Genomic DNA, 17353 nt, shown 5'->3' on the forward strand with positions numbered 1-17353 from the left:
GGTCCGCCGGGCTCGTGCCCGGTCCAGTAATCGGCGCCATCATCGTGCGTGGACAGCACGATCCTCTGATGGCAATGCTGGCATGTGTAGACAAAGACCTGCCTGCCGGCGTGCATCGTGGCATCGCCGGACCGCGCCAGGCGCGGATGGGGCGGAACATGACCGGGACGACCCAGCAGGTTCTTGCAAAGTTCGCAAGGAACCATCGTGCTCTCCAGACTCTGATTTCGGACCCTGCAACAACCATGTCCGCTTGGCGGGCAGACATTGCTGCAACGCAACAGAGGCCAGTATAGGCGCACGATCGTTCGATCGCCACGCGCTTTGCGGCCGGTAGATCCATTCCTCGATTTGCCGGGAATCTACGCCGCAAAGCGGTCAGTGGCGGCCAGAAGCTGGTCCATGATGCCGGGCTCGGTCCACGCATGGCCCGCGCCTTCGATCAGGTGGAAGTCGGCGTCGGGCCAAGCCTGATGCAGCGCCCAGGCATAGCGTGCCGGGCACGGCATGTCGTAGCGGCCATGCACGATCACCCCAGGAATGCCAGCCAGCTTGTGGGCATCGCGCAGCAGCTGGCCGTCTTCGAGCCAGCCATGATGGGTGAAGTAATGGTTCTCGATGCGCGCGAAGGCCAGCGCAAAGTGCCCTTCGTCGTGCTTGGCTGCAATGTCCGGGTTGGGCAGCAGCGTGATGGTCTCGGCTTCCCAGACGCTCCAGGCGCGCGCGGCTTCCAGTTGCTTCTGCCGGTCATCGCCGGTCAGCAGCTTGCGATAGGCCGCCATCATGTTGCCGCGCTCGGCGGCAGGCACCGGGGCCTGGAAGCGCGCCCAGCTGTCGGGAAACACCTCCGACACGCCGAACTGGTAGTACCAGTCGAGCTCGGCCTGCGAGACCGTGTAGACCCCGCGCAGCACCAGTTCGCTGACACGCGCCGGATGGGTCTGCGCGTAGGCCAGCGCCAGCGTCGAGCCCCAGGAGCCGCCGAACACCAGCCATTGTTCCACGCCGATCAACTGGCGCAGCTTCTCGATGTCATCCACCAGATGCCAGGTGGTATTGGCCTCCAGCGACGCATGCGGCGTGGATTGCCCGCAGCCGCGCTGGTCGAACAGCAGCACGTCGTAGCGCGCCGGATCGAACAGGCGGCGGTGGTCCGGCGAAATGCCGCCGCCGGGCCCGCCATGCAGGAACACGGCCGGCTTGGCGCCGCGCGTGCCGACGCGTTCGAAATACAGGACATGACCGTCGCCCACGTCGAGCGTGCCGGTCTCGTAGGGTTCGATTTCGGGATAGAGCGTGCGCAGGGCGGACATGAATTGTTTCGCGTGAAGATCATTCGAAACAAAAGTGTAGCCCCCGGCCACGCCGGTTGCTTTAAGTTTCGTTTAAGTCTGCGGCCCTAGATTTGAGCCGTACCGCAACCGAACCCCAAGAGGTGAAGCCATGACTCCCCAAGACGTGCAAGCACTGGAAGCCTTCCTGAACCAGCTGACCCAGGCGCGCGTGGACAACAAGGACGCCCAGGCGGCGGCAATGATTGCCGATGCCGCCGCCCGCCAGCCAGATACCGCCTATCTGCTGGTGCAGCGGTCGATGCTGCTCGACCGCGCGCTGCAACAGGCGCAGGCGCAGATCCATTCGCTCCAGGCGCAGCTGCAGGCGGCGCAGGCCGCCAATGGCCCCGGCGGACGCGGCTTCCTGGACAACGACGCCACCTGGGGCAACAGCGCCGGCCGCGCGCCGCAGGCTGCCCCGGCACCGCAGTATCCGCCGCAGCAGCCCTATCCTTCCGCGGCTCCTGCCGCAACCCCGTACCAGGCCGCGCCGGCACAATCGGGCCAATCGGCCCCGGCGGCCCGTCCGGGCTTCCTGGGCGGCGGGCTGGGCGGCACGCTCGGCACCATCGCCACCACGGCTGCCGGTGTGGCGGGCGGCGCGATGCTGTTCCAGGGAATTGAAAACCTGTTCCATCACGGCAACAGCGGCGGCGGCTTCTTTGGCGGCCAGCCGGCGGCAGGTTCCGAGACCGTGGTGAACAACTTCTACGGCGACGATAACAGCGGCGGCGGCCAGCGCGACAACGCGCTGCTGGCCGACAACGGCAACCTGGACAACGGGCTGGACGACTACGTCGACGCCAGCCAGGACGACGACTCGTCGTTCTTCTGACCTCACGGCGGCGCAAGCCGCCTTTGTAGGACAGCCTCCGGTTGCCGGCCCGCCCCGTTGCGGGCACGATCAGGGCAACCGGGCGCCGCCTGCCCGGCAAGGGGAGCCGGCGCCATGAAGACGTTCCACTGCAATCGCTGCGACAACCTGGTGTTCTTCGAGAACATCGCCTGCGAACGCTGCCAGGCCACGCTTGGCTTCATTCCTGCGATATCGCAGCTGGCAGCCTTCGAGGGCGACGATGCCGGCGGCTGGCGCAGCCTGCATCCCGACGCCCACGGCGCCATGTTCCGCCGCTGTCACAACTACCAGGTGGAGGCGGTCTGCAACTGGATGGTGCCCGCGGACGATCCCGGCACGCTGTGCGAGGCGTGCAAGCTGACCCACACCATCCCCAACCTCGACGCACCCGAGAACCGCCTGTACTGGTACCGGCTGGAATCCGCCAAGCGGCGCCTGCTCTATACGCTGCTGTCGCTCGGGTTGCCGGTCATCTCGCGCGACGACGACCCCGTATCGGGCCTGCAGTTCGACTTCCTGGCCAACACCGGCCCGCACGACCCGGCGATGACCGGGCACGACAACGGCCGCATCACCATCAACATCGCCGAAGCCGACGACGCGTACCGCGAGCGCACCCGCACCGAGATGGGCGAATCCTATCGCACCCTGCTGGGGCACTTCCGGCACGAGGTGGGACATTTCTACTTCAACCGGCTGGTTGCCGGCACGCGGCGCATCGAACCGTTCCGCAAGCTGTTCGGCGACGAACGCGCCGACTACGCGGCGGCGTTGCAACGGCACTACGACCACGGAGCGCCGCCCGACTGGCAGGCGTCGTTCGTCAGCGCCTACGCGACGATGCACCCGTGGGAAGACTGGGCCGAAACCTGGGCCCACTACCTGCATATGGTGGATACGCTTGACACAGCCCAGTCATGCGGGCTGGTGCTCAAGCCGGAAAGCCCGCGCGAGCCGACGCTGACCGACCGGACGCCCGTGGAGGACGCCAGCTTCCGCAGCCTGATGCAACGCTGGTTTCCGCTGACCTACGTGCTGAACAGCCTGAACCGCAGCCTGGGCGTGCCGGATGGCTACCCGTTCACACTGTCGCCAGCCGTGGTGGCCAAGCTGGAGTTCGTGCATCGGGTGATCGATGCGGCGGCGCGCGAGCATGCCAGCCCCGTACCGCAGCCGCCCGGCGAGCCCGCGGCCAAGCCAGCCGGCGCGCCCGCCGCCAACCCTGACATCAAGCCGTCACGGTAACGTCACGGCGCGGCGCGCTGGACAGCGACCACGCGAACACCACCAGGCCGCCCAGCGCCAGCAGCGCGCCAACCCAGCCCGTGGATGTCCAGCCCATGCCGGCGGCGATGGTCACGCCGCCCAGCCACGCGCCCAGCGCGTTGGCCATGTTGAAGGCCGAATGATTGAGCGCGGCGGCCAGCGTCTGTGCATCGCCGGCCACGTCCATCAGCCGGATCTGCAGCGGCGGGCCCAGCGCCACCGCCGTACCCACCAGCATCACGTTCAGCGACGCCAGCCAGGCGTGGTGCGCCGTGAACACGAACGCGCCAAGCACCAGCGCCGACCACACCAGCACACCGCCCACGGTCGGCATCAATGCGCGGTCGGCCAGTTTGGCGCCCGCCAGGTTGCCGGCCACCATGCCCACGCCAAACAGCGCCAGCACGATCGGGATGCCGCTGGCCGGCATGTGCGCCACTTCGAGCATGGTCGGCTTGACATAGCTGAACACGGCGAACATGCCGCCAAAGCCGATCGCGCCGATGGCCAGCGTGAACCACACCTGCTTGCGCGCCAGCGCCGACAGTTCGCGCAGCGGGCTGGCATGGCGGTCGGCCGGGACGAACGGCACCCAGCGCCACACCAGCAGCACCGTCAGCCCGCCAATGGCGCCCACGATCATGAACGCGGCGCGCCAGCCCAGCCACGTGCCGATGCCGGCCGCGATGGGCACGCCCACCAGCGTCGCCACGGTCAGGCCCAGCATGACCAGGCCCACGGCCTGGGCGCGGCGCTCGCGCGGCACCAGCCCGGCCGCCACCAGCGCCGCCACGCCAAAGTAGGTGCCATGCGGAAAGCCGGTCAGCAGCCGCAGGACCAGCATCGACAGATAGGTTGGCGCCAGCGCGCTGGCCACGTTGCCGACGGCAAAGAACGCCATCAGCGCGATCAGCAGGTTGCGGCGCGGCCAGCGTGCGCCCAGCACCGCCAGCAGCGGCGCGCCGATCACCACGCCCAGCGCGTAGGCGCTGATCAGGTGGCCGGCCTCGGGGATGCTGATGGCCAGATCGCGTGCGGCATCGGGCAACAGGCCCATGATGACAAACTCGCCCGTGCCAATGCCAAAGCTGCCCACGCCCAGCGCCAGCAGCGCGCGGCGGTCGGCGGCTCGGTCGCGGGGCGTATCGGCGAGCGCATGCGGGGCAGGATCGGGGACGTTATGGAAATTGCCGGAAGGAACGGTCATGAGGAGAGATCGCGAGACACTTGTTATGGCGTTGCGCCGCGGACTGGCGGGCGGGATCTTGCGTCCTGCCTCGGGGGCTCCAGCGTGCTCCGGTGCGGCGTCGTAATGGGTAATACGGGGTGATGCTGCTACGTAGTACTACGCTGCGCCGCCGGGGACGGCACCGCCTACGCGAGGGCGCTATTGTGAAGCAAAACCGTTTTCGCTGCCGGAGCCCGGCGCAATGCCCCTTCGCCGGAGTCCTGTATCCGCCGGTATCCCGGTGCGGGTTCGCCACTGTGGGATAGGGCACAAGAGCATGGCGGGGCATGCACGCGTCGCCCTATGCTGGATACATGCGACGCCGGGGCGCCGTACCCACGAAGCATGGCGCCGGGTGCCGCGCGTTTTATCGGGTGGGAGGGGATATGTCCCTGCGTAATACTCTGTTTCTTACGGCCATCGGCCTGGCCTGGACCCTTCCCGCCCTTGGGCAGGGATGCCAGCACGACATGCAGTGCAAGGGCGACCGGATCTGCAACATGGGCAGCTGCATGGCGCCCGATGCCGATGGTCCCGACGCCTCGGGCCCGGCAGCCTCGTCAAGCAAGTCGATGCCAACGATCAAGCTGTCACCGCAGCCATCGAACCCGCCCTCGGTGCAGCCGTCCTCGCAGCCGCTGCCGCCTTTGCAACCCTCGCCGCAACAGTCGCCACCCTCGCAGGGACAACCGCAGTCGCAACACGTCAGCGTGCCGCGCAACTGCTGTACCGTGGCGGGCAAGTTGCGCCTGGCTCCGCCGCAGTCCGGCGACGCACCGCTGGTGGCTGGCGATGCCTGCCAGGGGCTGACCACCACGGGCAAACCCGTGCCGGGCACGGCCTGCAACTGAATCGGGGGTCGCCCGCTCAGGCGGCGGGCAGCGATGCAACGATGGCCTGCCGCAGCCACTGGTGCGCGGGATCGCGATGCACGCGCTCGTGCCAGAGCATCGACATCTCGTAGCCGGGGACTTCGACGGGTGCCTCCACCACTTGCAGCGCCGGGTTATCGGCCACCAGCCGCGCGGGCAGCATCGCCACCAGATCGGTGCTGCCCACCACCGCCGCCACGTACAGGAAATGTGGCACGGACAACGCCACACGGCGCGACACCCCCGCCGCCGCCAGCGCCTCGTCCGTGACGCCGAAGAAGCCGCCGCCGTCGGGCGACACGATCACGTGCTCCAGCGCGCAGAACTGCGCCAGCGTGGGCTTGCGCTTCAGGCGCGGATGCCCGGCGCGCCCCACCAGCACGTAACGCTCCGTGAACAGCGGCAGCCGATGCAGCGATGCCGGCGAGCCTTCGGTGGTGTGGAATGCCAGGTCGATATCGCCACGTTCGGCCAGACGCACGAGGCTGGCCGGCACCATCTCCACCACGGCCACCCGGGTGCCGGGCGCGGCTTGCCGCAGGCCGGCCAGCGCCGGCAACAACACCGTCGATTCGCTGTAGTCGGTGGCCGCGATCCGCCAGGTGTGGGTGGCCACGGCCGGATCGAATGGGCGCTCGGGCGACACGGCAAGCTCCAGCGCGGCCAGCGCCTCGCGCAACGGCGTCCGCAGCGATTCGGCACGCGCGGTGGGCCGCATGCCGCGCGGCCCCGGCAACAGCAGGGGATCGTCGAAGATCTCGCGCAGCCGGGCCAGATGCACGCTGACCGATGGCTGCGAATAGTGCAGGCGCTCCGCGGCGCGGGTGACGTTGTGCTCCGACAGCAGCACATCCAGCGTGACCAGCAGATTCAGGTCGAGGCGGCGCAGGTTGGTCATGGCTGGTGGCATAGCAAAGGTTAATGGCTGGAATTCCGGATATTCATTTCTAATATACCGAAGCCACGCCTATCCTGCCTTCACCGACTGATCAATGGAAGGCTGTCATGAACGTACTGATTGTTTACGCCCACCCCGAGCCCACGTCGCTGAACGGGTCGCTGCGGGATTTCGCGGTGCAACGGCTCGAAGCCGCCGGGCACCGGGTGCAGGTTTCGGATCTCTATGCGATGCAGTGGAAGGCACCGCTCGATGCCGGCGATACGCTGGAGCGGCGTCCCGGCGGCGCGCCCTTCCACCCGTCGCTCGATTCGCGCCACGCCTTCGAAAACGGCGTGCAGAGCCCCGATATCGCCGCGGAACAGGAAAAGCTGCGCTGGGCGGATGCCGTGATCCTGCAGTTCCCGCTCTGGTGGTTCTCGATGCCGGCCATCCTCAAGGGCTGGGTCGAGCGTGTGTACGCCTACGGTTTCGCTTACGGCGTGGGCGAGCACTCGGACGAGCGCTGGGGCGACCGCTACGGCGAAGGCAATCTGGCCGGCAAGCGGGCGATGCTGGTGGTGACCACGGGCGGCTGGGAATCGCACTACGGCCCGCGCGGCATCAATGGGCCGATGGACGACATCCTGTTCCCGATCCAGCACGGCATCCTGTACTACCCGGGCTTCGACGTGCTGCCGCCGTTCGTGGTCTATCGCACCAGCCGCATGGACGCGGCGCGCTTCCAGGCCACGACCGATGCACTGGGCGAGCGCCTGGACCAACTGTTCACGGCCGCGCCCATCGCGTTTCGGCCGCAGAACAGCGGCGCCTACGAGATACCGGCACTGACGCTACGGCCCGATATCGCCCCGGGACAGACCGGCTATGCCGTACATGTGTCCGAAGCGGCCTGAGATGCGGAAATCGAGAGAGCCCGGCGGCGGCCACGGGCCTCAGCGGTCCCGGGTGACGCTGACACCGGCATCGACGGTGCCGTAGGCGGTCACGCTCGATTGCCGCTCTCCGGTATCGGAAACGGTGGTACACCCTTGGGCCGCAGCCAGCAGAAACCATATGCCGAGGGTTGTGAAAATGACGCGCATGGGCCGAGCCTGAATCGTTGCAATGCAGGCTTCGACGTCAGGGTGGGCCGGGAAGTTTCACGTTTCCCGGCCCGCCGGCCAGTCCTGACCGCTCAGGCCGCCTGCGCCCCGCGTGCCTCACGCGCCGCCTGGCGGTAGTGACGTGTGTGACGATACAGCCCGTACAGGCTCGTCGCCGTAAAGCCGAGCTGCTGGACAAACAGGCCATAGGTACCCGTGACCAGCGCAAATGCACTCCACACCAGGTTCGAGCACAGGTAGGCAATCCATCCCCAGCGCGATGCACGGTTGTGCAACGCCACCAGGAACGATCCACTCATGGCCAGGGCGCACCCCGACCATTCGAGTCCAGTCAGCAATTGAGGAAGTTGAGCGGCAAGCTCCATGGGGTTGTCTCCTGTTTGCGTTCATTTTTTGTATGCAAAACGGAGACTACCGGAAATGGGCGGGATCACGCAAGCGGTATGTCCGCATGGCGGCGGGCGTGCTACGCGGCGGCCGCCCGATGCGGCGCTACAATGCCCGCTCTTCACCACGGGAACACGATCCATGCTGCCGGACAGCGAATCGCTACTCCTGCTCGTCACGCGCGAGATGCCCTTCGGCAAGCACAAGGGCACGCTGATTGCCGACCTGCCGGGCAACTACCTGAACTGGTTTGCGCGCGAGGGCTTTCCGCCCGGAGAGATCGGCCGGCTGCTGGCGCTGATGCACGAGCTTGACCACAACGGCCTGTCCGACCTGCTGAAGCCGCTGCGCGAGCGCGTGTCCGGCCGCGCGCGGAAATAACAGTGGCCAGCCGCGTGGCTGGCCCTTTGCCTTCGATCGTGCCGGCCGCCGTTACTTGACGGCCTGGGCCGGCGTCGGCTGGTTGGCGGTACCCGGCGGGATCTGGTAGCTCCAGGTCTCGCTGAGCGGCTTGCCGTTGGCCACCAGCGCCTCGCGCATTTCCACCACCTTGTTCGGATCCTTGACCTTGATGCGCAGCGTCACCCGATAGCCCTTGGTCACCGGATTGGGCTGCAGCACGTTTTCGATGACCTCGGCGTTGTCGCCCACGCTGAACTGCGCCTGCACCGGCGTATTTGCCGGCAGCGAGGCCAGCGGGCCGCCTTCGAAGTCGATCACGAAGCCCAGGCTGCCGTCCAGATGACGGATCAGGTTCTTCTGCGTGATCTCGCCGGCCGTGCGCAGCGTCTGTTTGGCCCACGCCAGGTCCTTGGCGAACATGCCGCGCTCGTCCATGGTCCAGTGGATCGTGTAGTCGGCCTTGATTGGCGTGCCTTTGGGCGGCAGCTGGTCGGGCGTCCAGAACGACACGATGTTGTCGTTGGTTTCGTCCGGCGTGGGAATTTCCACCAGTTCGACCTTGCCGCGCCCCCAGTCGCCCTGCGGCTCGATCCATGCGCTGGGGCGCAGGTCGTAGCGGTCCTTCAGATCTTCATACGACGCGAAGTCGCGGCCGCGCTGCATCAAGCCAAAGCCGCGCGGATTGTTCACCTGGAACATGCTCAGCGCGACGTACTTCGGGTTGTTCAGCGGGCGCCACAGCCATTCGCCGTCGCCGGTATGGATCGCCAGGCCGTTCGAGTCATGCAGCGCTGGGCGGAAATTGTTGGCATCGCGCATCTGCTGCGGGCCGAACAGGAACATGCTGGTCAGCGGCGCAATGCCCACCTTCTTCACCGCGCCGCGCATGAACACGCGCGCCTGCACCTTCAGCACCGCATCAGAATCGGGCTGCAGTTCGAAGCGATAGGCGCCCGTGGCGTTCTGCGAATCGAGCAGCGCGTAGAACACCAGGCGCTTGTCCTCGGGCTTCGGGCGCTCGATCCAGAACTCGCGGAAGGCCGGGAATTCCTCGGGCTCCGACAGGCCGGTGTTGATCGCCAGGCCGCGCGCGGACAGCCCATAGACCTGCCCCTTGCCGATCACGCGGAAATAGCTGGCCCCCAGCACGCTCATCACTTCGTCGAGCTTGTCGGCACGGTTGATCGGGTACAGCACGCGAAAGCCCGCGTACCCCAGCTTGTTGGTGGCAGCCTTGTCGAGCTTCAGATCGCCGAAGTCAAAGCGGCTGGGTTCGTACTTGATCTCGTGGATGCGGCTGTCGACGATCTCGTTGACCCGCACCGGCGTGCTGAAATGCATGCCCTGATGGTAGAAGCCGAGCTTGAACGGCGTGCCCTGCCCCTTCCATTCCACGTTGTCCATCTTCGGCTGGATCTTGATGTAGTCCCCGAACTGCATCTGTGCGAACACGGGCGGCAGGTTGCTGGCCGGCGCCGCATAGGGCCGGTCGGCCAGGGTCTTCGCGCGGGCGGTCACGTCGTCGAGCGAAAAGGCGTGCGCCGGCGCGGTGCCGAGCAGGCACGCAGCAATGGCGACGCCCGGCAAGGCAAGTTGCAACCTGTTACGAAACGACGCGACGGGGCGGGCGACGAAAGCGGCAAACACCAATCAACCTCCTGGAATTACATCGGAAAAAAGCCACACAGCGGCCACAAACCGGCCATTTTAGGCACAGTAAGGCTGTAAACTTGCGGCGCAGTTCAGAAAAATAACCGATTTCTCCTGACGTGCCTGTCAGACACGTGGCGACAGCCGGCGAAGCGTCCTTCCCGCATCATGCAGGGCGATGATCCCGGCAGTGCGTCCGCCAGTCCGCCCATCAGAGACAACGAATAATGCGAATGCTTTCCACGCTGGCCGTTGCCGCCAGCCTTGCCTGCGCGCCCATGTTTGCCGGCGCCGCTGCCGCCGAAACTGCCGCCCCGGTATCGGCCGGCACCCCGCCTGCCACCGACCGGCAGGCGTTCGTCGACGGCCTGATCGGTCGGATGACGCTCGACGAGAAAATCGGCCAGTTGCGGCTGATCAGCATCGGGCCAGAGATGCCCGCCCCGAAGCTGATGGAGGAAATCACGGCTGGACGCGTGGGCGGCACGTTCAACTCCGTCACGCGCAAGGACAACCGCCCGCTGCAGGAAGCGGCCATGCGCAGCCGCATGAAGATTCCGATCTTCTTTGCCTATGACGTGGTGCACGGCCACCGCACCGTCTTCCCGATCAGCCTGGGCCTGGCGTCGAGCTGGGACATGGCCGTGGTGGAAAAGGCCGCGCGGATTTCGGGCCTGGAGGCCGCATCGGACAGCCTGGACGCCACCTTCGCGCCGATGGTCGACATCTCGCGCGACCCGCGCTGGGGCCGCACGTCGGAAGGCTTCGGCGAAGACCCGTTCCTGGTATCCCAATGCGCGCGCGCCAGCGTGAAGGGTTTCCAGGGGACATCGCCGGCCAATCCGGACAGCGTGATGGCATTCGTCAAGCATTTCGCGCTGTACGGCGCCGTGGAAGGCGGCCGCGACTACAACACCGTCGACATGAGCCCGCAGCGCATGTACAACGACTATCTGCCGCCCTACCGCGCCGGCCTGGACGCGGGCGCCGGCGGCGTGATGATCGCGCTGAACTCGGTCAACGGCCAGCCGGCCACGTCCAACAAATGGCTGCTGCGTGACCTGCTGCGCAAGGAATGGGGCTTCAAGGGCGTGACCGTCAGCGACCACGGCGCCATCGACGAACTGCTGCGCCATGGCGTGGCCACCACGGGCCGCGACGCCGCCAGGCTGGCCATCGAGGCCGGCGTGGACATGAGCATGGCCGATACGCGCTACCTGGAGCAGTTGCCCACGCTGGTCAAGTCCGGCGCGGTGCCGATGTCGCTGATCGATGAAGCCGTACGCGAAGTGCTGACCGCCAAGTACGACATGGGCCTGTTCCAGGACCCGTTCCGCCGTATCGGCCGCGCTGCCGACGATCCGCCCGATGTCAATGCCGAAAGCCGCCTGCACCGCGCCGAGGCGCGCGAGGCGGCCCGCAAGTCGATGGTGCTGCTGGAAAACCGCAATCGCACGCTGCCGCTGAAGAAGGCCGGCACGGTGGCCGTGATCGGCCCGCTGGCCGATTCGCAGATCGACATGATGGGCAGCTGGTCGGCCGCCGGCGTGGACAAGCAATCGGTCACGCTGCTGCAGGGCATGCGCGACGCGCTGGCCGGCAAGGGCCAGGTGACGTACGCGCGCGGCGTCAATATCACCGACGACCCGCGCGTGGTGGGCTACCTGAACTTCCTGAACTGGGACAACCCCGAGGTGGTGCAGGACAAGCGCCCGGACGGCGACATGATCGAGGAAGCCGTGCGCGTGGCGCGCGGCGCGGACACGGTGGTGGTGGCCGTGGGCGAGACGCGGGGCATGTCGCACGAGGCATCGAGCCGGTCGAGCCTGGGCCTGCCCGGCAGCCAGCTGGCGCTGCTCAAGGCGCTCAAGCGCACCGGCAAGCCGCTGGTGCTGGTGCTGATGAACGGCCGGCCGTTGACGATCAACTGGGAAAAGGAGAACGCCGACGCCATTCTGGAGGCCTGGTATCCCGGCACCGAAGGCGGCCATGCCATCGCCGACCTGCTGTTCGGCGACGCCAATCCGTCGGGCAAGCTGCCGGTCACGTTCCCGCGCTCGCTGGGCCAGATTCCCACCTACTACAACGCGCTGCGGATCGGCCGGCCGTTCACGCCCGGCAAGGCGCCGAACTACACCTCGCAGTACTTCGAGGAGGAATACGGCCCGCTCTACCCGTTCGGCTACGGCCTGAGCTACACCACGTTCAGCATGTCCGACGTGCGGCTGTCGGGCACCAGGCTGGCGCGCAACGGCCAGCTTACGGCCAGCGTGACCGTGAAGAACACCGGCGACCGTGCCGGCGAAGCCGTCGCGCAGCTGTATCTGCAGGACGTGATGGCATCGACCGTGCGGCCGGTCAAGGAGTTGAAGGACTTCCGCAAAGTGATGCTGGCACCGGGCGAATCGCGCGTGATCGATTTCCCGATCGGCGAAGACAAGCTCAAGTTCTACAACGCCAGGCTCGAATACGTGGCCGAACCGGGCGAGTTCAGCGTGCAGGTGGGTTTTGACTCGGCTGCTGTCAAGGAAGCGAAGTTCACGCTCGAATGATCGATATCAGCGCCCCGGTCCCGCAAGGGGTCGGGGCTGGATATCCTCGGCAGGAAGCCTTATCGGTTGCCGTCCAGCAGGTCGTTGAGCACGGCGTCGAACGCTGCCTGGGCGTCTTCCAGCGCCTGCAGCGCGGCATCGAAGGTCTGCAAGGCGATCTTCGATGGCTTGCCGCCACCTTCCGGCGGATACTGGCTTTGCAGCGCGGTGAAAGCCACCTGCACCTGGCGCGTGGCATTGACCACGCGCTCCATTGCCTGCGCCTCCTCGGCGCGCTTCTGTTCGTCACTCATGCAACAGCCCCCGGTGGCCTTGATGTCGATATGCGACATATCGTACAAGAACTTGCGGGCATCCTGCCGGGTCCAACGCCGCATTGCCAGAAATTCGGGTAGGCTGGACGGGACATTACTGTCCGTGACCCCATCCGTCACCGCCCGACGTCACCGTTCAACGCCCCCATGTCATCGTCGTTATTGCGCAGGACACTGGCCGCCACCCTTGTGACGGCCGGCGGTTTTGCCTGCTATTGGACCTACCTCACCGTCAACCAGGAGCGCCTGCTGTTCGACGCGCGCCGGCGCCCGCCGCGCGACCTGCCCGACGGCATCGACGCCTATTCGCATCCGGTGCCGGGCGGCCTGTTCCGGGGCTACACCTACCACGCCGACCACGAAGGCGTGCGCGACCTGCTGTTCTACCTGCCGGGCCGCGGCGAGGACGTCCTGGAAACGCTGCAGTTCATGAAATGGCTGCCCGCCGGCATGGGCTTCGCCACCTTCGACTACCGTGGGCTGGGCCACTCGGACGGCATGCCGTCCGAGGCCGCCGCCGTGGCCGATGCGAGCCAGTTCCTGCTGCATATCCGCCGCGCCTTTCCGGGTGTGCGCGTGCATGTGGTAGGCCGCTCGCTGGGTACCGGAGTGGCCATCCAGCTGGCCGACCTGCAGGATTTCGAGAGCCTGCAGCTGATCACCCCCTACGATTCGCTGCTGGAGATCGTGCGCAAACGCTTTCCGCTGGTGCCGCTGCGCCAGCTGATGCGCCATCACTTCGACTCGATCTCCCACTGCAAGAAGGTCGTGCAGAGCACCAAGGTGCTGCTTGCCGAACGGGACGACGTGGTGCCGCATGCGTGCTCCGAACGGCTGATGGCCGCGTGGCCAGGGCCGGTGGCGGTGCAGACCATTGCCGGGGCGGACCACTACACCATTGTCGAATTGCCCGAAACCTGGCTCGCGCTGTGCGAATTTGCCCGCCAGGTGCCGCATCAACCACCTCCGCCGATGGAAGCGCCCCGCCGCGCGGCCAAAGCGCCGCCTGCCGACATGACCGATTCCGGTGTGCCGTTGCCGCTTTCCGCAGCACGGTAGAATGCGCGCCATGAAAAGAATCGTAGTCAAGGCCGCGGCCGTGACCGCTGGCCTGGCCGCTGCCGGTGTGCTGCTGGCCGGTTTTGCCGCCGTGGTCAGCTTGCGGCAGTTGCCGTCCGTCGACGCACTGCGCGACTATCGCCCCCAGGTGCCGCTGCGTGTCTTCACCCGTGACAACGTGCAGATTGGCGAATTCGGCACCGAGCATCGCGAGTTCATCCCGATCGACCGCATGCCGAAGCTGATGTCCGATGCGCTGCTGGCCGCCGAGGACGACCAGTTCTACAGCCATGTCGGCGTGGACGTGCCGGGCCTGGTACGTGCCGCGCTGGCCAATATTGGCGAAGGCTACGCCCAGGGCGCTTCCACCATCACGATGCAGGTGGCCCGCAATTTCTACCTGTCGCGCGAGAAGACGCTGTCGCGCAAGTGGTATGAAATCCTGCTGGCCTTCGAGATCGACCGATCGCTGCCCAAGGAGCGCATCCTCGAGCTCTATATGAACCAGGTCTACCTGGGCGAGCACGCCTACGGCTTCGGCAGCGCCGCGCAGACCTACTTCGGCAAGCCGCTGGCGCAACTGTCGCTGGCCGAGACGGCCATGCTGGCGGGCCTGCCCAAGGCCCCCTCGACGATGAATCCGGTGGTCAACCTGCCCCGCGCCAAGCGCCGCCAGGAGTACGTGCTCAGCCGCATGCTGGCGCTGGGCATGATAACGCAGGACCAGTATCGCGAGGCGCGCAATGCGCAGATCGTGGTCAATCACGATGCCAATGGCCGCTTCGACGGGCACGCCGAATACGTGGCCGAACTGGCGCGCCAGCTGGCGCATGACCGTTTCGGCGACGAGGCCTATACCCGTGGCATCAACGTCTACACCACGGTGTCGTCGATGCACCAGACGCTGGCGTATGACGCCGTGCAGGCCGGCATCGAGCGTTACGGCAAGCGGCATGGCGCGGAAAAGGCCGCCAAGGCGCTGCCCCAGGCGGCGCTGATCTCGCTGGACGCCCGCAGCGGCGCCATCGAGGCCATGGTCGGCGGCAGCGACTTCAACGCGAACCGCTACAACCACGCCACGCAGGCGCAGCGCCAGCCGGGCTCGACGTTCAAGCCGTTCATCTATTCGGCGGCGCTGGAACGAGGCATCTCGCCGGGCACGCTGATCAACGACGCACCGCTCGACAACTCGCCACGCTGGCAGCCGGGCAACGACGACGGCCGCTTTGTCGGCCCGATCACGGTCCGCCAGGCACTGGCCGAATCGCGCAACCTGCCGGCCATCCGCACGCTGCAGGCCATCGGCATTCCGTATGCGATCGATTTCGCCGGCAAGTTCGGCTTCGCCACCAAGCGCCTGCCGCCGTATCTGCCGATGGCGCTGGGCACGGGCACCACGTCGCCGCTGCGGCTGGCGGCCGCCTACGGCGTGTTCGCCAACCAGGGCCACCGCGTCGAGCCGTACCTGATCGAGAAGATCACCGACGGAGACGGCCGTGTTCTGTTTGCCGCCGACACGAGCGAGCCGCCGCGCGTGATCTCCGAGCGTAATGCCTTTGTCATGAACAGCCTGCTGCAAAGCGTGGTGGACGAAGGCACGGGCGCCGGCGTCAAACGCTACCTGCGCCGCGAAGACGTCGCCGGCAAGACCGGCACCACGAACGATTCGGTGGACGGCTGGTTCGCGGGCTACGGCGGGCAGGTGGTCACCGTGGCCTGGATGGGCTTTGACGACAACCGCACGCTGGGCCGCCACGAGTTCGGCGCAACCACGGCACTGCCGATCTGGGCCGCCTATATGGAAGGACGCCTGGCGGGCGTGCCCGACGCCAGCTTCGCGACGCCGCCGCAGCTGGCCCAGTTCAACAACGACTTGGCCTACGCCGAGAACGCCGACGGCACGCACGGCCTGGCGTCGCTGGGCTTGCCGCCGCCACCGGCCGTGCCGGACCTGCCCGCCGATGGCAGCGCACCCGGCGGGCCGGGTGCGCCCATGACCCCGCCCCCGACGCCCGCCGCACTGGACATGCCGGCATCGGCCAGCGCGCCGCGCGCCAGCGGCGCCCCCCTTTGATCGTCGGTGTCATCCCTTTGACGCCACTTTTTTGACACCCCCCCTTTTGACTGCGCCCTTCTGATGCCGACCATGCCCGCCTACGCCACGCCGCTGATCTGGGCCGTTGCCATGCTGGCCACCCTGGGGGTGCTGTTCCGCCCGTTCCGGCTGCCGGAGCCATTCTGGGCCATGGCCGGCGCGCTGCTGCTTTGCGTGGCGGGCCTGCTGCCCTGGCGCGATGCGCTCGAAGCGGTGGCACGCGGCAACGACGTCTACCTGTTCCTGGCGGGGATGATGCTGATCTCCGAACTGGCGCGCAAGACCGGGCTGTTCGACCATGTCGCGGCCCTGGCCGTGCGCAGCGCCCGTGGGTCGGCGCGGCGCCTGTTCGTGCTGGTCTATGGCTTTGGCATCGCCGTGACGGCCTTCATGTCGAACGATGCCACGGCGGTGGTGCTGACACCCGCCGTGCTGGCCGCCACGCGCGCGGCACGCGTACGGCATCCCCTGCCCTACCTCTACGCCTGCGCGTTCATCGCCAACGCGGCAAGCTTCGTGCTGCCGATCTCGAACCCGGCCAACCTCGTGCTGTTCGGCGAACGCATGCCGCCGCTGCTGGGCTGGCTGGCGCGGTTTTCGCTGCCGTCTGCCGTGGCCATCGTCATGACGTTCGTGGCCCTGTACTGGACCCAGCGCGACGCGCTGGCCGAGCGCATTGCCGACGACGTGGAAACGCCGCCGCTGACCCTGCAGGCATGGCTGACCACGGCAGGCATCATCCTGACCGGCGCGGCACTGCTGACGGCATCGCTGCGTGGCATGGACCTGGGCTGGCCCACGTTCATCGGCGGCGCCGCCACGCTGCTGGCCGTCTGCGCCACGCAGCCGCGCCTGCTGCGCCCGTCGCTGGCCGAGGTATCCTGGGGCGTGCTGCCGATGGTGGCGGGGCTGTTCGTGCTGGTGGCCGGCCTGTCGCAGACCGGCCTCACCGCGGAGTTGGCCGACTGGGTGCGCGAACTGTCCATGCGTCAGGGCACCGATGCGGCGGTCGGCGCCGGCATGGCGGGGGCGGCGGTGGGCATCGTCAGCAATATCGTCAACAACCTGCCGGCCGGGCTGTTTGCCGCGTCGGCGCTGGCCGCCGGCCACGCCTCGGAGACTGTGACGGCGGCCGTGCTGATTGGCGTCGACCTGGGGCCGAACCTGTCGGTCACCGGATCGCTGGCCACGCTGCTGTGGCTGACCGCCCTGCGCCGCGAGGGCCACGCCGTCAGTGCTGGCACATTCCTTAAAACGGGGGCGATCGTGATGCCGCTGGCCCTGCTGCCGGCGCTTGCCGTCCTGCGCTGAATCCGCGCCGGCCGTTTTCGCTT

At 67.2% G+C, this 17353-nt stretch carries 16 protein-coding genes; 9 read left to right on the top strand and 7 right to left on the bottom strand.

The features are described 5' to 3' along the window. Nucleotides 1-362 precede the first annotated feature (362 nt). On the bottom strand, nucleotides 363-1313 hold the full coding sequence (gene pip, locus AC3FJ6_RS15690) for a prolyl aminopeptidase (RefSeq protein WP_488772756.1): 951 nt from the start codon (nucleotides 1311-1313) through the stop codon (nucleotides 363-365). A 130-nt stretch (nucleotides 1314-1443) separates the two neighbouring features. On the opposite strand from pip, the gene AC3FJ6_RS15695 reads away from it, so the two are divergent. Then, the gene (locus AC3FJ6_RS15695; RefSeq protein ID WP_488772757.1) at nucleotides 1444-2169 is read left to right on the top strand and encodes a DUF2076 domain-containing protein; all 726 of its coding nucleotides are present in this window, start codon (nucleotides 1444-1446) and stop codon (nucleotides 2167-2169) included. 114 nt (nucleotides 2170-2283) lie between these two features. After that, nucleotides 2284-3435 (top strand): zinc-binding metallopeptidase family protein, encoded by a 1152-nt coding sequence (locus AC3FJ6_RS15700; protein WP_488772758.1) that lies wholly within the window; start codon nucleotides 2284-2286, stop codon nucleotides 3433-3435. Here AC3FJ6_RS15700 and AC3FJ6_RS15705 read toward each other — a convergent pair. After that, nucleotides 3419-4663: an MFS transporter gene (locus AC3FJ6_RS15705; protein ID WP_488772759.1), complete on the bottom strand. Its 1245-nt coding sequence runs from the start codon at nucleotides 4661-4663 to the stop codon at nucleotides 3419-3421. The genes AC3FJ6_RS15700 and AC3FJ6_RS15705 overlap by 17 nt on opposite strands. A 407-nt stretch (nucleotides 4664-5070) precedes the next feature. Here AC3FJ6_RS15705 and AC3FJ6_RS15710 point away from each other — a divergent pair, with 407 nt between their 5' ends. Next, on the top strand, nucleotides 5071-5535 hold the full coding sequence (locus tag AC3FJ6_RS15710; RefSeq protein ID WP_488772760.1) for a hypothetical protein: 465 nt from the start codon (nucleotides 5071-5073) through the stop codon (nucleotides 5533-5535). Nucleotides 5536-5551: 16 nt separating this feature from the next. On the opposite strand, the gene AC3FJ6_RS15715 is transcribed toward AC3FJ6_RS15710, so the two are convergent. Next, on the bottom strand, nucleotides 5552-6454 hold the full coding sequence (locus tag AC3FJ6_RS15715) for a LysR family transcriptional regulator (protein WP_488772762.1): 903 nt from the start codon (nucleotides 6452-6454) through the stop codon (nucleotides 5552-5554). 107 nt (nucleotides 6455-6561) lie between these two features. On the opposite strand from AC3FJ6_RS15715, the gene AC3FJ6_RS15720 reads away from it, so the two are divergent. After that, nucleotides 6562-7350, top strand: coding sequence for an NAD(P)H-dependent oxidoreductase (locus AC3FJ6_RS15720; protein WP_487522785.1), 789 nt, complete (start codon nucleotides 6562-6564; stop codon nucleotides 7348-7350). 39 nt (nucleotides 7351-7389) lie between these two features. Here the strand turns inward: AC3FJ6_RS15720 and AC3FJ6_RS15725 are convergent, their stop codons facing one another. Together AC3FJ6_RS15725 and AC3FJ6_RS15730 are read right to left on the bottom strand one after the other, a co-directional pair. Further along, complete coding sequence (locus tag AC3FJ6_RS15725) at nucleotides 7390-7539, bottom strand: hypothetical protein (RefSeq protein ID WP_487522784.1); 150 nt, start codon at nucleotides 7537-7539, stop codon at nucleotides 7390-7392. A 92-nt stretch (nucleotides 7540-7631) separates the two neighbouring features. Next, a complete protein-coding gene (locus tag AC3FJ6_RS15730) occupies nucleotides 7632-7925 on the bottom strand; it encodes a nicotinamide mononucleotide transporter (protein WP_488772763.1) in 294 nt (97 codons plus the stop codon). 163 nt (nucleotides 7926-8088) lie between these two features. Here AC3FJ6_RS15730 and AC3FJ6_RS15735 point away from each other — a divergent pair, with 163 nt between their 5' ends. Continuing rightward, nucleotides 8089-8328, top strand: coding sequence for a DUF3820 family protein (locus AC3FJ6_RS15735; protein ID WP_153949246.1), 240 nt, complete (start codon nucleotides 8089-8091; stop codon nucleotides 8326-8328). Between the two features lie 51 nt (nucleotides 8329-8379). Here the strand turns inward: AC3FJ6_RS15735 and AC3FJ6_RS15740 are convergent, their stop codons facing one another. Continuing rightward, the gene (locus tag AC3FJ6_RS15740; protein WP_488772836.1) at nucleotides 8380-9936 is read right to left on the bottom strand and encodes a glucan biosynthesis protein G; all 1557 of its coding nucleotides are present in this window, start codon (nucleotides 9934-9936) and stop codon (nucleotides 8380-8382) included. 296 nt (nucleotides 9937-10232) lie between these two features. On the opposite strand from AC3FJ6_RS15740, the gene bglX reads away from it, so the two are divergent. Next, nucleotides 10233-12551, top strand: coding sequence for a beta-glucosidase BglX (bglX, locus tag AC3FJ6_RS15745; RefSeq protein WP_488772837.1), 2319 nt, complete (start codon nucleotides 10233-10235; stop codon nucleotides 12549-12551). A gap of 59 nt (nucleotides 12552-12610) precedes the next feature. On the opposite strand, the gene AC3FJ6_RS15750 is transcribed toward bglX, so the two are convergent. Further along, nucleotides 12611-12844, bottom strand: coding sequence for a hypothetical protein (locus AC3FJ6_RS15750; protein ID WP_400394213.1), 234 nt, complete (start codon nucleotides 12842-12844; stop codon nucleotides 12611-12613). 168 nt (nucleotides 12845-13012) lie between these two features. Between AC3FJ6_RS15750 and AC3FJ6_RS15755 the strand changes: the two genes are divergently transcribed. The 3 genes from AC3FJ6_RS15755 (at nucleotide 13013) to AC3FJ6_RS15765 (ending at nucleotide 17330) form a co-directional block, all read left to right on the top strand. Next, entirely contained in the window at nucleotides 13013-13924 is a 912-nt protein-coding gene (locus AC3FJ6_RS15755) for an alpha/beta hydrolase (protein WP_488772764.1), read from the top strand. Nucleotides 13925-13934: 10 nt separating this feature from the next. Further along, nucleotides 13935-15998 carry a penicillin-binding protein 1A gene (locus AC3FJ6_RS15760; protein ID WP_488772765.1) on the top strand — a complete coding sequence of 688 codons (2064 nt, stop codon included), beginning with the start codon at nucleotides 13935-13937 and terminating at the stop codon, nucleotides 15996-15998. A 72-nt stretch (nucleotides 15999-16070) separates the two neighbouring features. Next, nucleotides 16071-17330, top strand: a complete 1260-nt coding sequence (locus AC3FJ6_RS15765; RefSeq protein ID WP_488772838.1) for an arsenic transporter — start codon at nucleotides 16071-16073, stop codon at nucleotides 17328-17330. The last annotated feature ends 23 nt before the right edge of the window (nucleotides 17331-17353 follow it).

The organism is Cupriavidus sp. 94F1, from assembly GCF_057798875.1.

Excerpts from the sequence above, each read along its gene's own strand:
- AC3FJ6_RS15720 (WP_487522785.1), top strand. The coding sequence starts at position 6,562 with ATGAACGTACTGATTGTTTACGCCCACCCCGAGCCCACGTCGCTGAAC.
- AC3FJ6_RS15730 (WP_488772763.1), bottom strand. The coding sequence starts at position 7,925 with ATGGAGCTTGCCGCTCAACTTCCTCAATTGCTGACTGGACTCGAATGG.
- AC3FJ6_RS15755 (WP_488772764.1), top strand. The coding sequence starts at position 13,013 with ATGTCATCGTCGTTATTGCGCAGGACACTGGCCGCCACCCTTGTGACG.
- AC3FJ6_RS15710 (WP_488772760.1), top strand. The coding sequence starts at position 5,071 with ATGTCCCTGCGTAATACTCTGTTTCTTACGGCCATCGGCCTGGCCTGG.
- AC3FJ6_RS15760 (WP_488772765.1), top strand. The coding sequence starts at position 13,935 with ATGAAAAGAATCGTAGTCAAGGCCGCGGCCGTGACCGCTGGCCTGGCC.
- AC3FJ6_RS15725 (WP_487522784.1), bottom strand. The coding sequence starts at position 7,539 with ATGCGCGTCATTTTCACAACCCTCGGCATATGGTTTCTGCTGGCTGCG.
- AC3FJ6_RS15715 (WP_488772762.1), bottom strand. The coding sequence starts at position 6,454 with ATGACCAACCTGCGCCGCCTCGACCTGAATCTGCTGGTCACGCTGGAT.
- AC3FJ6_RS15735 (WP_153949246.1), top strand. The coding sequence starts at position 8,089 with ATGCTGCCGGACAGCGAATCGCTACTCCTGCTCGTCACGCGCGAGATG.
- AC3FJ6_RS15700 (WP_488772758.1), top strand. The coding sequence starts at position 2,284 with ATGAAGACGTTCCACTGCAATCGCTGCGACAACCTGGTGTTCTTCGAG.
- pip (WP_488772756.1), bottom strand. The coding sequence starts at position 1,313 with ATGTCCGCCCTGCGCACGCTCTATCCCGAAATCGAACCCTACGAGACC.
- bglX (WP_488772837.1), top strand. The coding sequence starts at position 10,233 with ATGCTTTCCACGCTGGCCGTTGCCGCCAGCCTTGCCTGCGCGCCCATG.
- AC3FJ6_RS15765 (WP_488772838.1), top strand. The coding sequence starts at position 16,071 with ATGCCCGCCTACGCCACGCCGCTGATCTGGGCCGTTGCCATGCTGGCC.
- AC3FJ6_RS15705 (WP_488772759.1), bottom strand. The coding sequence starts at position 4,663 with ATGACCGTTCCTTCCGGCAATTTCCATAACGTCCCCGATCCTGCCCCG.
- AC3FJ6_RS15695 (WP_488772757.1), top strand. The coding sequence starts at position 1,444 with ATGACTCCCCAAGACGTGCAAGCACTGGAAGCCTTCCTGAACCAGCTG.
- AC3FJ6_RS15750 (WP_400394213.1), bottom strand. The coding sequence starts at position 12,844 with ATGAGTGACGAACAGAAGCGCGCCGAGGAGGCGCAGGCAATGGAGCGC.